Source organism: Steroidobacter sp., from assembly GCF_016790065.1.
Lineage (GTDB): Bacteria > Pseudomonadota > Gammaproteobacteria > Steroidobacterales > Steroidobacteraceae > Steroidobacter.
This window is the reverse complement of sequence record NZ_JAEUPY010000222.1, coordinates 1-20,343: the sequence shown is the minus strand read 5'-3', so window position 1 is coordinate 20,343 and position 20,343 is coordinate 1. Positions and strand designations below refer to the sequence as shown.

Below are 20,343 nucleotides of genomic sequence, written 5' to 3'. Positions count from 1 at the left end.
GGCGGCATTCGTGCCGCCCTCTCTGAATCGTCATCAACGTTTGGCATCGAGCCGAAACAACTCGGCAAGCAGCCCCTCCGCTGCTTCCTCCAGCAGATCCAACACTTCCTCGAAGCCCTGCGCACCACCGTAGTACGGGTCCGGCACGTGCCGAGAAGCGGCCTGGGGCGCGAACTCCATCATCAAACGAATACGATGATGCTGAGCAGCCGGCGAGCGCCGGCGCAGCTCCTGTAGATTCTCATCGTCCATCGCCAAAATCAGATCGTAGTGAGTGAAGTCCTCCGCCGCGACCAGGCGCGCGCGCAAGGACGACAAATCGATGCCACGACGCTTGGCAGCGGCAATGGAACGCCGATCCGGCGGACTGCCGATGTGATAATCGTGGGTGCCGGCCGAATCGATTTCGACCTGCAGCTCCGGGGCCCGCGACGCGAGCACGTGACGAAACACGCCTTCCGCAGAAGGCGACCGGCAAATGTTGCCGAGACAGACGAACAGGATGCGCATGAGGTAATCAGAGTAACGACGCCGCGGCACGCGTCAAGTTGAGCGCTTTACCGAAGCCAGAATACAGCAGCGCCCCTAATCGTAAATGCTGATGCCCGCTGTGCGCGCGCCTCGGTACAAACGTTGCGGTTGGCTCTCAACCACAATAACGACGCCTCCAGAATAACGACGACGATGCTGTTATTTCATGTTCAAGTGTGCGCATAACTTCGCCGAAGGCGATCGCGTACGAGCGAAGAATCGTGCTGAATTCCCCGACGGTACCGTCCTGCGCTTGATGGACCTGGGCTATTTATTGATTCGTTGGGACAGCGATACGCTGGAGACAGCCCATCATTCGGAACTGACCCAACTGGGCCGATCTCCCTAACTGGCCCCAACCTCAGCTCACCCCCAACACAGCTCGCACGCGGATCAAATCGCTTTCGGTATCCACACCTGCCGGCGGCATGGCTGATGCGACGGCCACTACCAATTTCATTCCAGCCTGCAGCGCGCGCAGCTGTTCCAGTTTCTCGGTGAGTTCGAGTTCGCCCGGCAGCAACGCAGTCACCTGCTCCAAAGCTTCGACTCGATAGGCATAGATGCCTAAGTGACGTTGCGCGCCAGTGAAGTTCACTTGGCTGCTCAACCCCTGGGGCGCGCCGTCGCGGTTCCAAGGAATCGGCGCACGACTGAAGTACAACGCCGTGCCCTCGCGCGACGTCACGACCTTCACCACATTCGGATCCAGAAACTCGTGCAGGCTGTTGACCGGCGTCGACAGCGTCGCAATGGCGGCGTCGGCGTGCTGTTCCAACAATGCAGCCACCTGCCCTACCAACACCGGCGGCAGCAGCGGCTCGTCGCCTTGCACGTTGACCACGATGGTTCGTCGGCTCCAGCCGCGCTGACGGGCGACTTCGGCGATTCGATCGGTGCCGGACAGATGCTCTGAGCCAGTCATGGCCGCGATGGACTGACCCGAACGCGGATCGATGGCAACCGCAGCGATGCGCGCATCGTCGGTGGCGACCAGCACTTCGTCCGCGCCGCTCTGAAGAGCTGCTTCGATCACCCACTGAATCATCGGCCGGCCGCCGATATCCAGCAGCGGTTTCGCCGGCAAGCGCGCCGAGGCGTAGCGCGCCGGAATGACCACCTTGAAAGGCACCATCACATCAGTCCTTCAACAATGGATCCATGGGTTCGAGGGTGCGGGCTTCGTCTTCGAGCATCACTGGAATGCCGTCGCGAATCGGATAGGCCAGCCGGTCGGCACGACAGATCAGCAATTGCTGGGCCTTGGCGTACTGCAAGGGGCCCTTGCAGAGCGGACAGGCCAGGATGTCGAGAAGTTTGGAGTCCATAGGCACTCTAGTTCGCTGCGGTGTGGCGCTCCAGCAGGCGCTGGATTGCCTGCGCGTCCGCCTCGCTCATCGTAATGTCCAGGCGCACGGCCCAGCAATTCGACAGGCGCGAGGCAGCGGCGCCGGGCTGGCATTTTACTGCATCTTTCTCGGTCATCAGCACTGGCGCGCTGTCCGGGAAAGCAAGGTCTGCGTCGGTGAGTCGGGCGTGGTCGGGCAACGGATGGGGATCGACTGTCAGGCCCAATCCGGACAAGGCAGCGAAGAACGCCTGAGGATTACCGATGCCGGCAATCGCATGCACGCGCTGGCCGACGAAACTTTGTAACGAACGCCGCTCGCCGGTCGCCAGCGACACCGCATCGACCAGCACCGGAGTGGCGATCACTGCGTTGGGGAACGCGCTGCGTTCGGCCGCCGGTTCGGAACGACGAGTGAGAACTTTCAAAGCGACACTGTGCAGTCGACTGGCCGGCTCGCGAAGCGGCCCTGCAGGTAGCAAACGACCGTTGCCCAACCCGCGACGCTCATCGATGACGGCGATTTCGGCGTCGCGTGCCAGTCGATAATGTTGAAGGCCATCGTCGCACACGATGATTTGAGCGCCGCGCTCAATGGCGCGATTCGCGGCGGCGACTCGATCAGGCCCTGCGACGACCAGTGCGCCGGTGCGCTTTGCCAGCAACACCGCTTCATCGCCGACTTCTTCGGTGGAAGTATTGTCAGTGACATCGCGTGGCCAGGTCGTCGAGGTACCGCCGTAGCCACGCAACACGATGCCGACCCGCACGCCTCGCGCACGCAACTGCTCGGCTATCCAAATCGTCATGGGAGTTTTGCCCGTGCCGCCGACCGTGATATTGCCGACGACGATGACGGGCCGTGAGACGCGTATCGATTGCAGCCAGCCGAACCGAAAGCCCGCTCGACGTCCAGCGACGACGACAGCAAACAACCACGACAGCGGCAACAACAGGAGCGAGAACCAGCGATGCCGTCGCTCGTACCAGACCTGCTGAAGGAACGCGTCCACTAGCGCGAGCCGTGCAAAGAGCCAAGCAACGTGTTGGTCGCGCGGATGGCGGCCACGGCCGCGCTCATGCGTTGAACTGCAATCGATGCAGCTTCGCGTACTGCCCTTGTTGCGCGATCAGCTCGGCGTGGGTGCCGCTTTCGATGATGCTGCCGGCTTCGACCACCACGATGCGGTCGGCGTTTTCCACCGTCGACAAGCGATGCGCGATCACCAGCGTGGTTCGGCTTTCCATCAACTTTTCCAGCGCCGCCTGGATGATGCGCTCGGACTCGGTATCGAGCGCCGACATGGCTTCGTCCAGAATCAGAATCGGTGCATCCTTCAACAATGCACGCGCGATGGAAATACGCTGCCGCTGTCCGCCGGACAACAACACACCGCGATCGCCGACCATCGTATCCAAACCAGCTGGCAATTCACGCACGAAGTCCATCACCAGAGCTGCCTCGGCGGCGCGCTCGATCTGCGCGTCCGTGACCTTGCGACCGAACGCAATGTTGGCGCGAATCGAATCGTTGAACAGCACCACTTCCTGGCTGACCACCGCGATCTGATCGCGCAGGTTGTGCAACTCATAGTCACGCAGATCGTGGCCATCGACCCGAATGCTGCCGGAGTCCAGCTCATAGAACCGCGGCAACAAATTCACCAACGTCGACTTACCGCTGCCGGTCCGACCGACGATGGCCACCATCTCGCCCGGCGCGACCTTCAGATTCACGCTCTGCAGAGCCACACCCTTACCCACGGGGTAAGAGAAAGAAACATTGTCGTACTCGATCTCGCCGCGCGAACGAGTCGTCGTGTAGTTGCCACCTTCAGGCTCGGCCGTCTCATCGAGCAACTGGAAGATGCTCTGCCCGGCCGCGATGCCTTGTTGTAAAGGACCCGACACACCGACCAACGAACGCAGCGGCTGAGCGATGCCGACCAACGCAACGAAGAACGCCAGCAAATCGCCCATGCTGGTGCGACCGGCAATGGCGTCGGCAATGGCAATCGACAACACGATGGCCGAACCGGTGGCGGTCACCATCTGCACCACCGGATTCGACAAGCCTTTGGTGAGCACCAGGCGCATGTGAGAACGGCGGTTGTGCTCGTTCACGCCTTCGAACTGCCCGGCCTGATAGCCCTCGGCGTTGTAGACCTTGATGATGCGCGGCGCTTCCAATGTTTCCTTGGCGATGCGCGTGATGTCGCCCATCGAGTCCTGGATACGATGGCTGTAGCGCCGGAATTTTTTATTGATGATGCCGATCAGCCACGCCACCAGCGGCCCCATGATCAGCGCGATGCTCGCCAGGCGGGCGTTGTAATAGAACAGCGCCACGATGGAGCCGAGGATGGTCAGCGCCTCACGCAACGTGATCAACACCGAATCGGTGGACGCCTGACCGATCTGTTCGGTGTTATGGGTGAGCTTGGTCAGCAACACGCTGCTGGAGTTGCGATCGAAATAGCCCACCGGCAAATGCACGATGCGCTCGAAAATCTGACCGCGCAGGCGCTTCACGATCTGCCGGCCGACATAGCCCATGCAATAGGTCTGAGTGAAATCGCCGAGGCCGCGTAGCAGGAACAAACCAATGAGCGCCAGCGGCAACCAGACGACGGTGCGCGGATCGGCGTTCTGCAACGTGCCGTCGCCGAAGACTTTGGCGAACACGGTGAAGCTCACCATGCTGATGGAGAACACGATCGCACCGAGCATGCCCAGCGCGAACATGCCGCGATGCGGACCGAGGTAGCCGATCAGGCGCTTATACGTTTGCCAAGCGTCGGCTGAAATGGGGGCTTTCGAGCCGCGTTCGGAAGGTGACATGGTGGCGTGGTCGTTATCGTGACGACGGGAGTCGTGGCGAGCCTGATTACTGGCTCGCGCCCGCGTTGCTTTGATCGTTGACGGTGGCAATGCTGATGGCCTTGAACCCGAGGCGGCCGAGCACATCCATGGCGGTCACCACCGATTGATGAGTACTGCGCGCATCGGCCCGAATGGTGACCGGCAAGTCCCGGCGCTCGCCAGCGACTTTGGAGATCGCGGCCGACAAAGTGGTCGGGCTGGTGTTGATCAGCACCTGACCGTTGACACGATACTCGCCGGTGGCGGTCACGGCCACCTCGATGGGGTCCTTCTTCTGCTCCGCGGCCGGCTCGTTGCTGGCCTGGGGCAATTGCAGCTGGATGCGCGTCTCGTCCACGAAGGTGGTCGACACCATGAAAAAAATCAGCAGCAGCAACACCACGTCGATCAGCGACGTGAGGTTCATCTCCGGCTCTTCGTGTTCCTTGGGGCGCAGATTCACGCCAGCCCCTCGCGCGACTGGGCTTCCAAGGCTTCCACCAACTTGGTGGCTTCTTTTTCCATCTGCACCACCAGCGTCTGCACGCGACCGCGCAGGTATTTATAGGCCAGCAGTGCCGGAATGGCGACCGTAAGGCCCGCAGCAGTGGTGATCAGCGCTTCGGCGATACCCCCGGCCAGCGCAGCCGGATTGCCGATGCCAGAGGTAGTGATGGCGTTGAAGGTGCGGATCATGCCGAACACCGTACCGAGCAGGCCCATCAGCGGCGACAACGACGCGATGGTGCCGAGCGTGCCGATGAACCGATCCAGCTCGTGCACCACGTGCCGGCCGGTGTCCTCGATGCTCTCGCGGATGATGCTGCGATCCCGATTGCGATTGGCCAGGCCGGCGGCGAGGATTTTGCCCAGTGGCGAATTCTGCTGAAGCGCCGCGATGTGCTTGTCCTGGATCTGCCGCTGTTCCACCCAACGCCACACCTTTTCGGTGAGCTCGGCCGGCAACACGCGTTTGGTCTGCAGCGTCCAAAGACGCTCCAGAAATATGGCTGCGGTCACGATGGAGGCGAGGATGATCGGCCCCATCATGATGCCGCCGGCTTTCACGATTTCGAACATGACGTGTGTGCTGTGACCGTGGGTGGGGAGCCGGGTTATTCGCCGCATACTAACAGTTTTCGCCGCACCGCTAGCACTACCGGGTCCAGTAACGTCGCCGTGTGTGACGCTGCTCGCGAACTTGCACGCCGGCCGAGCTGAAAGTCACTGTGAGGGCACCGCTCGAGCCGGTGTCATAGCTGCTCGCGCCCGCATTTCGCCAGCGCTCCTGCACGGCCGGATGCGGGAAATTCCAGCGATTCCGATAGCCGCTGGAAAAAATCGTCACATCCGGTCGCAGGGCGGCGACGAATAGCGAACTCGACGAAGTGTCACTGCCGTGATGAGGCGCGACCACCACGCTGGCCGGCGCCAAGCCGTGGTCCAACAGCTGGCGTTCGGCCGCCGCCTCGATATCGCCGGTCAACAACGCCGAGCCGTCGTGGCCTTGGATCCGCAATACGCAGGAACGGTTGTTGCCGCTTTCAGCTAGGGCCTGCGCTCCGGAATTCGAGTCGGGATGCAGGACGCTGAACGTCACACCGTCCCACTGCCATTGCTGCCCGCGCGCACAGGATTCGTTGGTCGACACAGCCCGCACCGGGAACGCCGCGAGCAGATCGGTCACGCCGCCGCTGTGGTCCTTATCGCCATGGCTCACCATCATGAGATCGATGCTGCGTATATCGCCACGACGCAGGAATGGCAGCACCGCAAGCTCGGCCGCGCTGCGACCGGATTGGAACGCGGGTCCGGTGTCGTATACCAAAGTGTGCGAGTGAGTTCGCACCACCGTTGCCAGCCCCTGCCCCACATCGAGCACCGTCAGCTCGAACGTGCCGGGCACCGGCGTCGGTGCCCGATAAAACATCATCGGCAGGCACAACAACGCACCGGACAGACGGATCGGCCAGATGCTCGGCAGCATCAACAATGCCACACCGACGACCAGTGCCATGAACACTGCTAGCGACGGCTGCGGCGCGTACCACACGGCCAATGGTTGTTTCGCCAGCCACTCCAGCATCGGCCAGCACGCATCGAGCAGCATCGTCGGCAGCGTGAGCAACAGTTTGCCCAGCGCTGGATAAACGCACGCCGCCAGCGTTCCCACCAACACGCTCGGCACGAGTAACAACGTGAACGCGGGCACTGCGAATGCGTTGGCCACCGGTGCGGCCAAAGACAAGTTGCCGAAGCACGCCAGCACCACTGGGATCAATCCGATCGTCACCGCCAATTGCACTCGGCTGAAGCTCGCCATCGTGCCCTCGCGCGTCAGTCGGCCCGACGTCGCCATCAAGATCGCCACCACAGCGATGAATGACAGCCACGCCCCCACCGCAAGCGGCGCGAACGGATCGAGCAACAAGATGACGATCAAAGCCAGGCCCAGCGATCGGCCGATGGCCGACACTCGCCGCTGCCAGCGCAAACCGAAATAAATACACAGCATGATCAAGGTACGTTGTGTGGGCACGGACAGTCCCGCGAGCAATGAATAGACCAGCGCTGCCGTCATGCCGGCGAGCACCTGACCATGCATGACCGAGAGTCCCCACGACTGTGCGCGACGCCAACGAACGATGCCTCCCCCACACCACGCCGCCAGCATCGCAACCATGCCGATATGCATGCCGGAGATGGCCATCAAATGAGTCGTGCCCGTCGCACTGAAGACTCGCCACTGCTCTACCTGCATGGCGCTCGTATCGCCGATGGCGAGCCCTTGCAGGACACCGAGCATGCGGTGATCGCCCGCGGCCTCGGCGATGCGGGCGCCGATCCATGCGCGTGCCTGCTCGATGAGATAGCGATGCGTCGATGCTTGCAGCCGACGATTGTCGGCATCGTCACGCACATAGCCGGCGGCGCCGATGCCCTCGCGAAACAAAAATCCTTCGTAGTCGAATCCGCCTGGATTGGCGAACCCGTTGCGGCGTTTCAAGCGAACGGTGAGCCGCCATTGTTCGCCGGGCTGAGGCGGCGTGGGCGCTCGATACCACGTCAAACGCACACGCGTGGGAACTCCAGGCACCGCTGCGTCGATGTCGAACACAAACTGAGGATCCGCACTCGAGTCCGGCAACGACGCAACCCAACCGCGCACGGCGATGTCCTGGCCTTCCAGCTCGGGTGGCAGATCGTCGGCGAGTCGCGCAGCTGCATGCCCCCAGGCCCACAACACACCGAACAGCGCCGCCGTCAATACCGTATCGATGCTGACGTCGCGCCACCTGCGCCGTGCGAGATGTCCGCCTACGAGCAACGCCGACACGGCAATTGCAATTGCCCACAGCCAGACCAGGCCCGGCAAGCGCGGCAAACTGTGTATCAGGCAATGACCGGCGAGAAAGGCCGGAGCAATCGCACCCATCGCGCCTCCTTGCGCTCGAATAAATTCATCACGACCGGGCCGCGCGACTGAGATAATCGCCAGTCCGCCGCCGCTCCCCCATCGCCGCATGCCCAGACGAGTCTTCAAACCACTGAGCCGCCAGCGTCATCGCTGGAAGGAACGCTGGTTCATGCGGCCGTTCCGCCTGCTGCTGGAACACCCCGCTTATTGGAGCTTGAACCGTCGCAGCGTCACGCGCGCCTTCGCGCTGGGCCTGCTGATCGCGTTCGTGCCCATTCCCGTGCACTTCTTGTTGGCGACGCTGCTGGCCTTGGCGTTGCGCTTGAACGTGCCCGCTGCGATCTTCGGCACCTTCCTCGCCAACCCGCTCACCATGGTGCCCATGTATATGGGCGCCTACTACGTGGGCTGCAACCTGCTCGGCATCACCGGCCGCAACATCGCCTTTCAAATGAACTGGGATTGGTTACTGACGGCGCTAGTGCCGATCTGGAAACCGTTCCTGCTCGGCTGCCTGGTGCTCGGCACGGCCACCGCCGTGTGCGGCTACATCGTGCTCGGCGGCATCTGGCATTTGAGCCTGGTGCTCAAGTATCACGAGCGCAAAGGCGCCGCGAACGCCAAAGCAGCGCTGAAAAGCGAGAAATAGGCTTACGAATGCAGCCCGCCATCGCGTAGTACCAGCGATCGCTGCAGTTGAGCCGCCAGCTCCGGCGCATGCGTCACGATGATCAACGCGGTGCCCAGTTCGCGATTGAGCTCCAACATCAACTCGAAGACCTGACGCGCATTCGCACCGTCGAGGTTACCGGTGGGCTCGTCGGCCAACACCACAGGCGGCTTGGTCACCAACGCGCGCGCGACGGCTGCGCGCTGTCGCTCACCACCGGACAACTGACCCGGTCGATGCTCGAGCCGAGCGCCCAAGCCCACGCGCTCCAACAACGCACGCGCCTGAGCACGCGCATCCTCCACCGATACGCGCCGAATCAACAACGGCATCGCCACGTTTTCCAATGCGGTGAATTCGGGCAGCAGATGATGAAACTGGTACACGAAGCCCAGCGCTCGATTGCGCAGATCGCCGCGCTCCTTGTCCGAGAGCTGATTGATCTGCTGACCGGCGATGCTGACCTCGCCTGACGTCGGCAGATCCAAGCCACCCAACAGTTGCAGCAGCGTGGTCTTACCCGAACCCGACGCGCCGACGATGGCGACGCGCTCGCCAGGGTGAATGACCAGGTTGATGTCTTTGAGCACTTCCACACGGGTGTCGCCCTGCTGGAAATGTTTGCTGAGATTGTTACAAGCGAGAACCGGGTCAGACATGTTTTCTTTCTCAATCGTGTCGAAGCGACTGCGCGGGCTGAGTGCGCGCTGCGCGCCACGCGGGATACAGCGTCGACAGGGAACACAATAAAAACGTCGTTAGACTGATTTTGATCACATCAGGCCATTGCACCGTGGCCGGCAGGTCGCTGATGAAATACACCTTGGCATCCAGGAAGTGCACGCCGAGCAGCGCTTCCAGGCCATGGATCAAGGTTTCCAGATTCACCGAGATCAGTACTCCAAGCGCCACGCCCGCCACCGTGCCGATGAAGCCTATGGCCGTGCCTTGAGTCATGAAGATCGTCAGGATACCGCGCGGCGACGCGCCGATGGTTCGCAGGATGGCGATATCCGAGCGCTTGTCTTTCACCACCATCACCAGCGTCGACACGATGTTGAACGCCGCCACCGCCACTACCAGCAACAGGATCAGAAACATCGCCGACTTGGTGAGCTGGATGGAACGGAAGAAGTTGGCGTGCTTGCGGGTCCAGTCGTCGATGTAATACCCGCCACCCAGTGACAACGCCAACTCGCGCACCAACTGCGGCGCCAGCATCAGATCGGACAGCTTCAGGCGCAGGCCAGTCACTTCGTTGCCCATGCGATACAACTTCGCCGCGTCCGCCAGATTCACATAGGCCAGATTGCGATCGAACTCGTACATGGCGGCGTTGAAGATGCCGACTACTTTGAAGCCACGCATGCGCGGCATCACTCCCGCTGGCGTCGTATTTCGCAACGATGTCACGAGGATCACGCGATCGCCCAACGACACACCCAACGCTTTCGCCAATTCTGTGCCCAGCACGATGCCGTACTCGCCGGCTTTGAGCTCATCGAACGAGCCGCCCTGCATCTTCTCGGTAATCGACGTGACTTTGCTTTCGTAATCGGCCAACACGCCGGTCACCATGGCACCACTGCTCTTCGCTCCCGCGATCAGCAAGGCCTGCGCTTCGATGTAAGGAGCCGACGCCACCACATCCTTATGCTCGCCAATCTTCGCCGCCGTGCCCTGCCAGTCAGCCAGCCCTGAACCGAACGCACTAATGGTCGCGTGTGACGTGAGGCTGAGAATGCGTCCGCGCACTTCCCGCTCGAAGCCATTCATCACCGACAGCACGACGATCAGCACGGCCACGCCAATGGCGATGCCGAGCATGGAAATGGTGGAGATGAACGAAACAAATCGATTACCGCGATTGGAGCGCAGGTAACGACGGCCGATCAGAAACTCGTAACGCTTACTCATAGCGCAACGCTTCCGCCGGTTCGGTCGCGGCGCCACGTATCGCCGGATAGATCGTCGCCAGCACAGTGAGCACCAACGCCGTGACCGTGATTGCGATGACCTGCGGCCATTGCACTTCCGAAGGCATGTCGGAAATCACGAACACACTGGGATCGAACACCTTCACGCCCGCCAGGTTTTCCAGGAACGGCACGATGGTGCTGACGTTGAAGGCCAACAACAGGCCCAGCCCCAAGCCCAGCAACGCACCAAACCAGCCGATCAGCACGCCTTGAGTCATGAACACGCCGACCACCGCGCGCGGCGTCATGCCGACCGTGCGCAGAATCGCGATATCGGTGCGCTTCTCATTCACCACCATCACCAGCGCGGCAACGATGTTGAACGCAGCCACCGCCACGATCAGCATCAGGATCAGCGACATCATGGTTTTTTCGATGCGCACTGCTCGGAAGTAGCTGGCGTTCTCGATGGACCAGTCACTGACTTTGAATTGGCCGCCGAGCGCAGCGTTGATCTCCGGCGTGCGCACCGGCGCGGCAAAAATGTCGCTGAACTTGAGCCGCAATCCGCTGGGCAGACCGAGCGTGCCGGCGAGCCCGGACGCGTCTTGCAAGTGAACCAACGCGAGCACGTTGTCGTGCTCTTGCGCGCCGACTTCGAATACGCCGCTGACGATGAAATTCTGAATACGAGGTTTCAGATCGATGCCGGCGATGCCGCTGCCTTCAGCCCCCGCCGCTGCCGGTACCAGCACCGTGATCTCATCGCCCACGCGAGCATCGAGCGCATACGCGAGCCCGGCGCCGAGAATGATGTGCTGCTCGCCAGGGATCAGATCGCTAAAGCTGCCCGCCTGCATGTGCGCGCCGATATCGGAGACTTCAGACTCCAACTCAGGATCGACCCCGCGGATCATCGCGGCACGCATGTCGTCGCCCCGCCCGAGCATGCCTTGCAGATCGATATAGGGAGCGACGCCCACCACCCCGGGCTGCTGCCGGATGCGGTCGGCCAGCGCCGGCCAGTCTTTGAGTTGTTCAGGTTCGCCCGACAAAGTGGCATGGGACGCCAGGCTCAGCAGCCGCCCCCGCAGCTCGCCTTCCAGCCCGTTCATCACCGAAATGACCGTGATCAGCGCCGTCACCCCGACGCAAATGCCCAGCATCGAAACCCAACTGATGAATGAGACGAAAAAGCCTTGGCTGCGGCTGCGCACGTAGCGCAGTCCGATGTATAGCGGCAGGGGGTGGAACATGTCACTCCTTTGGGGCGGGCAAGGCTACCAGTGTGGGGCGGAAACTGTGAACTACGACCACAATTCAGGCTGCCGAGCTTGGCCCTTATGTAAGCGCTGCTATACCGTTCCGTCGCCGGTCCCTCGCCGGGCCGGCCTCAAGGAGAGGGTGTATGAGCTTCCAGATTCGTCCGAAACTGCGCTCCAAGCTGCCACAACTGCTGGCGGCCATCGTGCTTGGCTCTGCTTCGTTCGCGGCCGTAGCCGACGAACTACGCACCCCCGCGGTCAGCGATCAGACCAATCGCCCGGCCCGCGGCATGTCCATGGACAAAGTCGAAGCCACCTACGGCGCGCCCTCCGAGCGCCTGCCAGCCATCGGCCAACCGCCGATCACGCGCTGGAAATACCCGGGCTTCGAGGTCTATTTCGAGCATCAACTGGTCATTCACACGGTCACGATCGGCTAACGCCGGCTCCCTCCTTTCCGGTAAAGTCAGCGACCCTTCGGGGACGCCCACGGGCGTCTGCCCGAGTGTCTGCTATTTGGCTTTACACCTTGAACGGGCCGCGCCGCCCCCACTAGACGAGCATGTCCGACTCCGAACGCCCGCTGCTTCCCAGCCGGGCACAACTGCAAGTGCGTTGGGGCCAACTGTATGGCTCGGCAACTTCTCTATGGTTAGCGGAAGCCGCGCGTAAATCGTCCGGCCCGTTGCTGGTGATCGCCCACGATGCGCGCCACGCCAGCCGCACCGAAGACGAGCTGCGCTTCTTTTGTGAGCCCGGCACCCAGATTGAAATCTTTGCCGGCTGGGAAACCCTGCCCTACGACTTGTTCTCGCCGCATCCCGACATCGTTTCGCAACGACTGCGACTGCTGTCGGTGCTGCCGCGCCTGACCAAAGGCATCGTCATCGTCGACCTGGAAACGTTGCTACAACGGTTGCCGCCCCAGGCCTACATCGATGCCCACGCGTTCGATCTGCGCGCCGGCGAAACATTCGACGTCGCCGCGTTTCGCGATCGACTGACCGGCGCTGGTTACGTCGCCAGCTCGCAAGTGATGGCGCCCGGCGAATTTGCGGTGCGCGGTTCCATCGTGGATTTGTATCCGATGGGCAGCGACTCGCCCTATCGCCTCGACATGTTCGACGACGAGGTCGAGTCGATTCGCAAGTTCGATCCGGAGACGCAGCGCTCGGGCGACAAGGTTCCAGCATTGCGTCTGTTACCGGCGCGCGAATTTCCGCTGACCGCCGAAGGCATCCAGAATTTCAAGCGCCGTTTCCGGAATCGCTTTCCCGGCGATCTGACGCGCATGTCGCTCTATCGCGATATCGCCGAAGGTGCGCCGCCGCCAGGCATCGAATATTACTTGCCGCTGTTCTTCGACGGCACCGCCACGCTGCTCGACTATTTGCCGCCGAACACCATCGTCGCGGCCGAGCGCGAAATCGACTCGATGACCACGCAGGCCTACACCGAAATCGAAAATCGCTATGAACAGCGCGGCCACGATGTCGATCGTCCGATTCTATTGCCGCGCGAAGTGTTCATGCCGGTCGGCGAGCTGTTGCAGCGGCTCACCGCTTATCGACGAGTCGAGTTGTCGCGCGTCGAGCTGGATCCGCTGACTCAAACCCTGCCCTATCAAAACTTCGCCACTAAAGTCCCGCCGAGCTTGCGCGTCGATCAACGCAGCGAAGAACCGGCGCGCGAGTTGGTGAACTTCCTCAGCTCGTTCCCCGGTCGCGTGCTGCTGGCGGCGGAGTCCGCCGGCCGCCGCGAGATGCTGATCGATCTGATGCACAAGAGTCAGCTGCGTCCGCAGCTGGTGGACAGCTGGTCGGCGTTCACCGCCGGCACGGACAAGCTGGCGATCACGGTGTCGCCGATCTCGACGGGCTTTCAGCTCGACGATCCGTCGCTGGCACTGATCGCCGAAGAGCAGTTGTTCGGTGAGCGCGCCCGCCAAGAACGACGCCGCCGTCGCCCCGAGCGCGATCCGGAAAAAATCATCCGCGACCTCACCGATCTGCATGCCGGCTCGCCGGTGGTGCATGAGGAGTATGGGGTCGGTCGTTTCGTCGGCCTGGCGACGCTGGATGTCGGCGGGCTCACCAGCGAGTTTCTGGTGCTCGAATATGCCGAGGGCGACAAGCTTTACGTTCCGGTGCAAGCACTGGATCTAGTCAGTCGCTACACCGGCGCGCCGGCCGAACAAGCCCCGTTGCACAAACTTGGCGGCGACGCTTGGGAGAAGGCGCGCAAAAAGGCTGCGCAACGCATTCGCGATACGGCTGCTGAGCTGCTCGATTTGTATTCGCGTCGCGCCGCTCGCGAGGGCGAGCAGTTGATCGCAGCCGAAGACGATCTGCGTGCGTTCGAAGCTGCGTTCAAGTTCGAAGAGACACCGGATCAGGCACAAGCGATTCGCGCCGTCGTCGACGATCTCGGCAGTGGCCGACCGATGGATCGCGTGGTCTGCGGCGACGTGGGCTTCGGCAAAACCGAAGTCGCGTTGCGTGCCGCGTTCGTCGCTGTGCAAGCGGGCAAGCAAGTGGTCGTGTTGGTGCCCACTACCCTGCTCGCTCAGCAGCACTATCAAACTTTCGCCGATCGGTTCGCCGACTGGCCGGTGCGCGTCGAATCGCTGTCTCGCTTCCGCACGACCAAGGAAGTGAATCAGGTGATGGCGACTTTGGAGAGCGGCCACACCGACATCGTCGTCGGCACACACCGGCTGCTGCAGACGGGTGTGAAGTTCGCACGCCTCGGCTTGATCATCATCGATGAAGAACATCGCTTCGGCGTCAAAGACAAGGAGAAGTTGAAACAGCTGCGCGCTGAAGTGGATGTCTTGACGCTCACCGCTACGCCTATTCCGCGTACTCTGAATATGGCGATGGGTGGTCTGCGTGAGTTGTCGTTGATCACCACGCCGCCGGTGTCTCGACTGTCCATCAAGACGTTCGTGTCGCAATGGGACACAGCGACCATTCGCGAAGCCTGCTTGCGCGAAATCCGCCGCGGCGGTCAGATTTATTTCTTGCACAACGCCGTCGATACGATTGAGAAGACGGCCCGCACGCTCGCGGAGTTGGTTCCGGAAGCGCGCATCGCTATCGGTCATGGCCAGATGCGAGAGCGTGAGTTGGAACAGGTGATGCTGGATTTTTATCACCAGCGTTCCAACCTGCTGGTTTGTACCACCATCGTCGAGAGCGGCATCGACGTGCCCTCGGCGAATACGATCATCATCGATCGCGCCGACAAGCTTGGCTTGGCACAGCTCCACCAGCTGCGAGGTCGAGTCGGCCGGTCGCATCACCAGGCTTACGCCTACTTGATGACACCGCCGCGTAACTTGATGACGCCAGATGCGGTGAAGCGGTTGGAAGCCATCGAGTCTTTAGAAGATCTCGGCGCGGGCTTCACGCTGGCCACTCACGACTTGGAGATTCGTGGTGCGGGTGAGTTGCTCGGCGAAGGACAGAGCGGACAGATTCAGGAGGTCGGTTACGCGCTGTACATGGAGATGTTGGAGCGAGCGGTCAATGCACTGAAATCCGGCAAGATCCCCCAACTCGACGAACCCATGCACCAGGGGCCGGAAGTCGATTTGCATCTACCTTCGCTGCTGCCGGATGAATATTTGCCCGACGTGCATTTGCGCTTGGTGCTTTACAAGCGCATTGCTGCTTCCAAGACCAACGAAGAGTTGCGCGAACTGCAGGTCGAGATGATCGACCGCTTTGGGTTGCTGCCTCCGCCTGCCAAGAATTTGTTTCGAATTGCCGAGTTCAAACAGGCGGCCCGCGCTTTGGGGTTGAGGAAGATCGATATTGGACCGGGCGGTGGTTCGGTGACGTTCGAGAGCGATACCAAGGTGGAGCCTGGCGCGTTGATTCGCTTCGTCCAACGCAATTCCCGGACGCATCGTTTGGAAGGCGGCAACAAGCTCAAGTTCACTTTGAACCTCGAGCAGGATGAGGCGCGCTTCACTACCGTCGAACAGCTGATCTCCGAGCTCAGCAAGCCCACTCCCACCGCGAGCGAACTCGCTGCGGAGAAGGCTCGCGAGAAAACCATCGCCGCCGCAGCCACGAAGACTTCTCCTCCGCCGCCCAAAGCTCCGCCACCGAAGCCAACAGTGAGTTACAGGCCCTCTTCGGGGAAAGGCTTCAAACGCTGAGACCGGAGGCGTCGGTGGTTCCCGCCAGCCACTGAGCCTCTTAGCAAGCCCGGCCCTCCTGCTAAACTCCCCGAATGAGCCATTCAGCTTCCCCCTCTCGACTCGGTGCCGGCCGGCGTAAGTTCGGTATGGCAGTGGTGTGCGCAGGCTTGATCGCCGTGCTGACAAGCTCAGCCGGAGCCCAGCAAGCGCCGCTGCAGTCCTACGACGTCGAACTGCTGATCTTCCGCAATCTGACCGGCAAAGAGTCTCCCGAGAGCTGGGGAGTAGAAGCATCGAGCGCAGCTCAACGACTGGCGATTCCAGACGACGAGCAGGACGCGCCGCCAACCGCCAACGCGACGATCGCGGCGCCGACAGCAACCTTCCCGGCTCTGCCTGCGGCGAAAATGAAGCTGACCGCCATCGAAGACACGATGCGCCGTAGCCGGGGTTATCAGCCAGTGGCTCACATCGGCTGGACCCAGCCCGGGTTCGCCAGAAATACCGCTAAATACCTATCGATCAACTCGCTGGTGCCAGGTTCGTCGGGCCTGCAAGGTCAGGTGGCGCTGTCCCGGGGCCGCTATCTGCATCTCACATTGGATTTAGTGCTGGGCGGCGAAGGTGCGCAGCGCTACGTGCTCCGGCAAACGCGGCGCATGCGTAGTAACGAACGACACTACATCGACAGCCCGAAGCTGGGCGTGATTGCGGTAATCACCCCAAGCGCCGCTGGGGCCGCCGGCGGGGACGCCGGTTAGTCGGCGTCGCGGCTGACGACGCGATTGCGGCCAAGCTCCTTGGCATCTCGCAGCGCTTTCAGCGCCATCTCATAAACACGCTCAGGTGCCGCATCGTGCGGCGGCACCAACGACACCACACCGGCGCTGGCAGTCACATAGCGTGACACCGACGAGCGCGGATGATGAATGGCAAGATCTCGCACTCGGGCGAGCACGGCCTCTGCCAGCTTGGACGCCTGCGTCAGATCCAACCCGCTGGTCACAGCGGCAATCTGATCCTCATCGAACCGGCCGCACAGGTCGCTCGCGCGACGGAAGCAGCCGCTGATGACGCGTGAAATGCGCTTGAACGACTGATCCGCGCCGTTCTTCCCGAACGTTTCCTTGTAGGTAAAAAAACAATCCAGATCGAAAATGAAAAAGCTCAGGCGGCGCGACTCGCGCTGGGCCAAGCCCCAATCGCGCTTCACCAACTCATCGAAATAGGTCCGACGCAGCAAGCCGGTGAGCTTGTCGTCGCGCAGGTAGGCCAGCATGGTCTGCGTGCTCAGCGCCGGATCGGTCTTCTCCGCCGGGTCGCGTAACCGCAGTCGATCGCCGCCTTCGCGATGGAAGCCGGCGAAATGAGTCACCGTGCCGGCGGCATCGCGCAGCGGCTGGATGGTCACTTCATTCCAAAACATGGTGCCGTCGCGGCGGTAGTTACGCAGCGTGGTGTGCACCGAGACCCCGTCCTGCATGGCCGCCCGGATCTTGGTCAGGCCTTCCTGTTCATGATCCTCGCCCTGCAGAAAGCGCAGGCTGCGACCCAGGAAATGACTGGCCTCGTAACCGGTGAGTCGTTCCATGGCGGCGTTCACGAACACCACGGGGCGGTCGGCCGCGCGGGCATCGCAAATGACCACGCCATCGGGGGCGGCTTCTACCAGGCTCTGCAGCAGGTGCGGATCGACGCTCATAATTTTTTACGAATGCACTACGAATCGAGGCGGAGATCGGGCTGCTCCATACAGCTTTTGACGGCCCCCTCGCAGGCCTGCCAATCCATCGAAGCGTGCAAAGCGTCCCGGGTCAATCCCGGCTTGCCGTGCAGGCGGGCCATGCGAACCTGGCTCAAAGCATCTTCGCTCCCCCGCAAAGAGTCGATGACTTGCAGCACACCTTGACGATCGTTACACACCGAAAGCACGTCACAACCGGCGGCCAGGGCCGCTTTGGCCCGCGCCGGCATGTCGCCGACCACTTTAGCGCCGGCCATCGATAGATCGTCAGTAAAGATCGCGCCGTCGAAACCGAGCCGGCCGCGCAGCTCGTTTTGTATCCAACGGCGGGAAAAGCCCGCCGGTTGATCGTCCACATCGGGAAACACCACGTGCGCCGCCATGACCGCGGCCACCCCGTTGTCGATCAGCCGGCGATAGGGAGTGAGGTCTTCTTCCATGTCCACCAGCGGGCGGCGGTCCACCGGCATGGCCACATGCGAGTCCGGCACCACGAAGCCGTGGCCAGGATAATGTTTGGCACAGGCCGACATGCCGGCCTCCCGCATGCCGCCCATGAAAGAGATGGCCAGTTCCGAAACCACCCGCGGATCGCGATGGAAGGCGCGGTCGCCGATCACGCTGCTGGCGCCGTAGTCCAGGTCCACGCAGGGAGCAAAACTCAAATCGACGCCAACGGCGCGCAGCTCGGCGGCCATCAGCCAGCCGCATTGCCGGGACAGCAAGCGCCCCGCGACTGGGTCCAAGTCATATTCACGGCCGATCAGCCGCATCGACGGCAGCACCGTAAAACCCTTGCGGAAGCGCTGTACCCGGCCACCCTCGTGATCGACGGTGACCAGCAACGGCGGCGAACGCACGGCGCGAATGTCGGCGACCAGCGCTTCGAGCTGCTCGACGCTCTCGAAATTACGTGTGAACAGGATCACAGCGCCGACCAGCGGATGGGCCAGCAAGTCCCGATCTTCTTCGGTCAGGGTCTTGCCCTGCACGTCCATCATCAGCGGGCCGAGCGTCATAGCGAGAGTACGTTTATGCCTTCACGAATAATGCGGCCGATTCAACATGCGCTGTATGCGGGAACATATCCATCACCCCTGCCGCACGCAGCTCATAACCGTGCTCATGCACGAGAATACCAGCGTCCCGCGCGAGGCTGCCGGGATGACAGGAAATGTACAACACGGTGTCGGCTCCAGACTTAGCGACCACCGGTAGGACTTCTTTAGCGCCGGCGCGCGGCGGATCGAGCAGCACCTTGTCGAACTTGCCGCCCCAAGCCGGCGAGCCCAGCTTGTCATCGGCCAGGTTGGCGGTGAAAAACTGCGCATTTCCCAGGCCATTGCGGACGGCATTGGCTCGGGCCCGCTCGACCAGACTGGCCTCGCCTTCCACCCCCACCACCTGGCCGGCCCGGCGCGCCAGCGGCAGGGAGAAATTGCCCAGCCCGCAGAACAGATCGAGCACCCGGTCCTGCGGGCTCAAAGCCAGCAGCTGCACGGCGCGGTCGATCATTTGCAAGTTCAGCGGCCCGTTCACCTGCACGAAGTCGGTGGGCAGGAATTGCAGCGTCAGCTCGAAGGCCGGCAGCCGGTATTCCAGCGGCTCGACCGGGTCCATGGGGGCGACGGTGTCGTAACCGCCCGGCTGTAGAAACATCTGCACCGAATGCTCGCGACCGAACCGTCGCAGCAGTTCGGTATCCGCATCGGTCAGCGGTTCGAGCACGCGCACTACCAATGCCACGGCATTGTCGGCCACCGCGACCTCGATCTGCGGCAACCGATTGCGAATGCTCAGCGCCGTCACCAGTTCGGAGAGCGGCACCAACAATCGGTCCACCGGCGGTTGCAAGACTTCGCAACCGTGCAGGTCAGTGATGAAGGGTGTGCTGCGTTCACGGAACCCGACCACCGTGCGATTCTTCTTCGGCACGAAGCGAGCTGCGAGTCGAGCGCGACGTCGATAGTTCCAAGTGCCGGCCTGCAGTGGCGGCAAGATTTCTTGCGGGCTGACTTTGCCGATGCGAGTCAACGAATCGGTCAGCTGCTTTTGTTTGAACTGCAGCTGCTGGTCCGTCGACAAGTGCTGTAGCGCGCAGCCGCCGCACATGCCGAAGTGAGTACAGCGCGGCTCGACACGATCCGGCGAGGGTTCGACCACGCGCAACAGCCGGCCTTCATCGAAATTACGACCGCGTTTGATACGCTGCCACTCGACCAGTTCGCCAGGCAAGGCATCGTCGATGAAGACCGTCTTGCCGTCGACATGAGCGACGCCGCGGCCTTCGTGAGACAGATCCGTGATCCGCGCGTTTTCCCGCGGGATTCCCCCGGCCGAGCGACCTTCGTTGCTCGGCCTGTTGGTCACTGGTTGGCGAGACACGCGCTCCCGTGCGCGAGCGTTCACGTCGACGGCCCTTGAGCAGTCGGCATT

The 20,343-nt window shown here is 62.0% G+C and carries 19 protein-coding genes; 5 read left to right on the top strand and 14 right to left on the bottom strand.

Annotation, left to right across the window (positions count from 1 at the left end):
- Positions 1 to 33 precede the first annotated feature (33 nt).
- Complete coding sequence (locus tag JNL55_RS09580) at positions 34 to 510, bottom strand: low molecular weight protein-tyrosine-phosphatase (RefSeq protein WP_293852406.1); 477 nt, start codon at positions 508 to 510, stop codon at positions 34 to 36.
- A gap of 187 nt (positions 511 to 697) precedes the next feature.
- Between JNL55_RS09580 and JNL55_RS09575 the strand changes: the two genes are divergently transcribed.
- On the top strand, positions 698 to 880 hold the full coding sequence (locus JNL55_RS09575) for a hypothetical protein (RefSeq protein WP_293852404.1): 183 nt from the start codon (positions 698 to 700) through the stop codon (positions 878 to 880).
- 12 nt (positions 881 to 892) lie between these two features.
- On the opposite strand, the gene kdsB is transcribed toward JNL55_RS09575, so the two are convergent.
- The 7 genes from kdsB to JNL55_RS09540 all read right to left on the bottom strand — a co-directional run bounded on the left by kdsB (position 893) and on the right by JNL55_RS09540 (position 8,177).
- A complete protein-coding gene (kdsB, locus tag JNL55_RS09570; RefSeq protein ID WP_293852402.1) occupies positions 893 to 1,666 on the bottom strand; it encodes a 3-deoxy-manno-octulosonate cytidylyltransferase in 774 nt (257 codons plus the stop codon).
- Positions 1,667 to 1,670: 4 nt separating this feature from the next.
- The gene (locus JNL55_RS09565; RefSeq protein ID WP_116813761.1) at positions 1,671 to 1,859 is read right to left on the bottom strand and encodes a Trm112 family protein; all 189 of its coding nucleotides are present in this window, start codon (positions 1,857 to 1,859) and stop codon (positions 1,671 to 1,673) included.
- A 7-nt stretch (positions 1,860 to 1,866) separates the two neighbouring features.
- Positions 1,867 to 2,892, bottom strand: coding sequence for a tetraacyldisaccharide 4'-kinase (lpxK, locus tag JNL55_RS09560; RefSeq protein ID WP_293852397.1), 1,026 nt, complete (start codon positions 2,890 to 2,892; stop codon positions 1,867 to 1,869).
- A 64-nt stretch (positions 2,893 to 2,956) separates the two neighbouring features.
- The gene (msbA, locus tag JNL55_RS09555) at positions 2,957 to 4,720 is read right to left on the bottom strand and encodes a lipid A export permease/ATP-binding protein MsbA (RefSeq protein ID WP_293852395.1); all 1,764 of its coding nucleotides are present in this window, start codon (positions 4,718 to 4,720) and stop codon (positions 2,957 to 2,959) included.
- A 46-nt stretch (positions 4,721 to 4,766) separates the two neighbouring features.
- Positions 4,767 to 5,204, bottom strand: a complete 438-nt coding sequence (locus JNL55_RS09550) for an ExbD/TolR family protein (RefSeq protein WP_293852393.1) — start codon at positions 5,202 to 5,204, stop codon at positions 4,767 to 4,769.
- Positions 5,201 to 5,821 (bottom strand): MotA/TolQ/ExbB proton channel family protein, encoded by a 621-nt coding sequence (locus tag JNL55_RS09545; RefSeq protein WP_293852391.1) that lies wholly within the window; start codon positions 5,819 to 5,821, stop codon positions 5,201 to 5,203. The genes JNL55_RS09550 and JNL55_RS09545 overlap by 4 nt, the downstream gene beginning before the upstream one ends.
- A gap of 76 nt (positions 5,822 to 5,897) precedes the next feature.
- Positions 5,898 to 8,177, bottom strand: coding sequence for a DNA internalization-related competence protein ComEC/Rec2 (locus JNL55_RS09540; RefSeq protein WP_293852390.1), 2,280 nt, complete (start codon positions 8,175 to 8,177; stop codon positions 5,898 to 5,900).
- 88 nt (positions 8,178 to 8,265) lie between these two features.
- Here JNL55_RS09540 and JNL55_RS09535 point away from each other — a divergent pair, with 88 nt between their 5' ends.
- Positions 8,266 to 8,808 (top strand): DUF2062 domain-containing protein, encoded by a 543-nt coding sequence (locus JNL55_RS09535; protein ID WP_293852388.1) that lies wholly within the window; start codon positions 8,266 to 8,268, stop codon positions 8,806 to 8,808.
- Positions 8,809 to 8,810: 2 nt separating this feature from the next.
- Here JNL55_RS09535 and lolD read toward each other — a convergent pair whose 3' ends face one another.
- From lolD to JNL55_RS09520, 3 genes are read right to left on the bottom strand one after another with little or no spacing between them, the layout of a single operon-like run.
- Positions 8,811 to 9,488 (bottom strand): lipoprotein-releasing ABC transporter ATP-binding protein LolD, encoded by a 678-nt coding sequence (lolD, locus tag JNL55_RS09530; RefSeq protein WP_293852386.1) that lies wholly within the window; start codon positions 9,486 to 9,488, stop codon positions 8,811 to 8,813.
- Between the two features lie 10 nt (positions 9,489 to 9,498).
- Positions 9,499 to 10,746: a lipoprotein-releasing ABC transporter permease subunit gene (locus JNL55_RS09525; protein WP_293852385.1), complete on the bottom strand. Its 1,248-nt coding sequence runs from the start codon at positions 10,744 to 10,746 to the stop codon at positions 9,499 to 9,501.
- Positions 10,739 to 12,004, bottom strand: a complete 1,266-nt coding sequence (locus tag JNL55_RS09520; protein ID WP_293852383.1) for a lipoprotein-releasing ABC transporter permease subunit — start codon at positions 12,002 to 12,004, stop codon at positions 10,739 to 10,741. Before JNL55_RS09520 ends, JNL55_RS09525 begins: the two co-directional genes overlap by 8 nt.
- 152 nt (positions 12,005 to 12,156) lie before the next feature.
- On the opposite strand from JNL55_RS09520, the gene JNL55_RS09515 reads away from it, so the two are divergent.
- The 3 genes from JNL55_RS09515 to JNL55_RS09505 all read left to right on the top strand — a co-directional run bounded on the left by JNL55_RS09515 (position 12,157) and on the right by JNL55_RS09505 (position 16,924).
- Positions 12,157 to 12,453, top strand: coding sequence for a hypothetical protein (locus JNL55_RS09515; RefSeq protein ID WP_293852382.1), 297 nt, complete (start codon positions 12,157 to 12,159; stop codon positions 12,451 to 12,453).
- Between the two features lie 122 nt (positions 12,454 to 12,575).
- A complete protein-coding gene (gene mfd, locus JNL55_RS09510; protein WP_293852380.1) occupies positions 12,576 to 16,181 on the top strand; it encodes a transcription-repair coupling factor in 3,606 nt (1,201 codons plus the stop codon).
- A 74-nt stretch (positions 16,182 to 16,255) separates the two neighbouring features.
- Entirely contained in the window at positions 16,256 to 16,924 is a 669-nt protein-coding gene (locus tag JNL55_RS09505; protein WP_293852379.1) for a CsiV family protein, read from the top strand.
- On the opposite strand, the gene JNL55_RS09500 is transcribed toward JNL55_RS09505, so the two are convergent.
- Genes JNL55_RS09500 through rlmD form a run of 3 tightly spaced genes read right to left on the bottom strand, consistent with a single transcriptional unit; the run spans position 16,921 to position 20,292 of the window.
- On the bottom strand, positions 16,921 to 17,865 hold the full coding sequence (locus JNL55_RS09500) for a diguanylate cyclase domain-containing protein (RefSeq protein ID WP_293852378.1): 945 nt from the start codon (positions 17,863 to 17,865) through the stop codon (positions 16,921 to 16,923). The two genes, JNL55_RS09505 and JNL55_RS09500, sit on opposite strands and share 4 nt — an antisense overlap.
- Before the next feature lie 17 nt (positions 17,866 to 17,882).
- Positions 17,883 to 18,926: a beta-N-acetylhexosaminidase gene (gene nagZ, locus JNL55_RS09495; protein ID WP_293852377.1), complete on the bottom strand. Its 1,044-nt coding sequence runs from the start codon at positions 18,924 to 18,926 to the stop codon at positions 17,883 to 17,885.
- A gap of 13 nt (positions 18,927 to 18,939) precedes the next feature.
- Entirely contained in the window at positions 18,940 to 20,292 is a 1,353-nt protein-coding gene (gene rlmD, locus JNL55_RS09490) for a 23S rRNA (uracil(1939)-C(5))-methyltransferase RlmD (protein ID WP_415923046.1), read from the bottom strand.
- Positions 20,293 to 20,343: the final 51 nt, after the last annotated feature.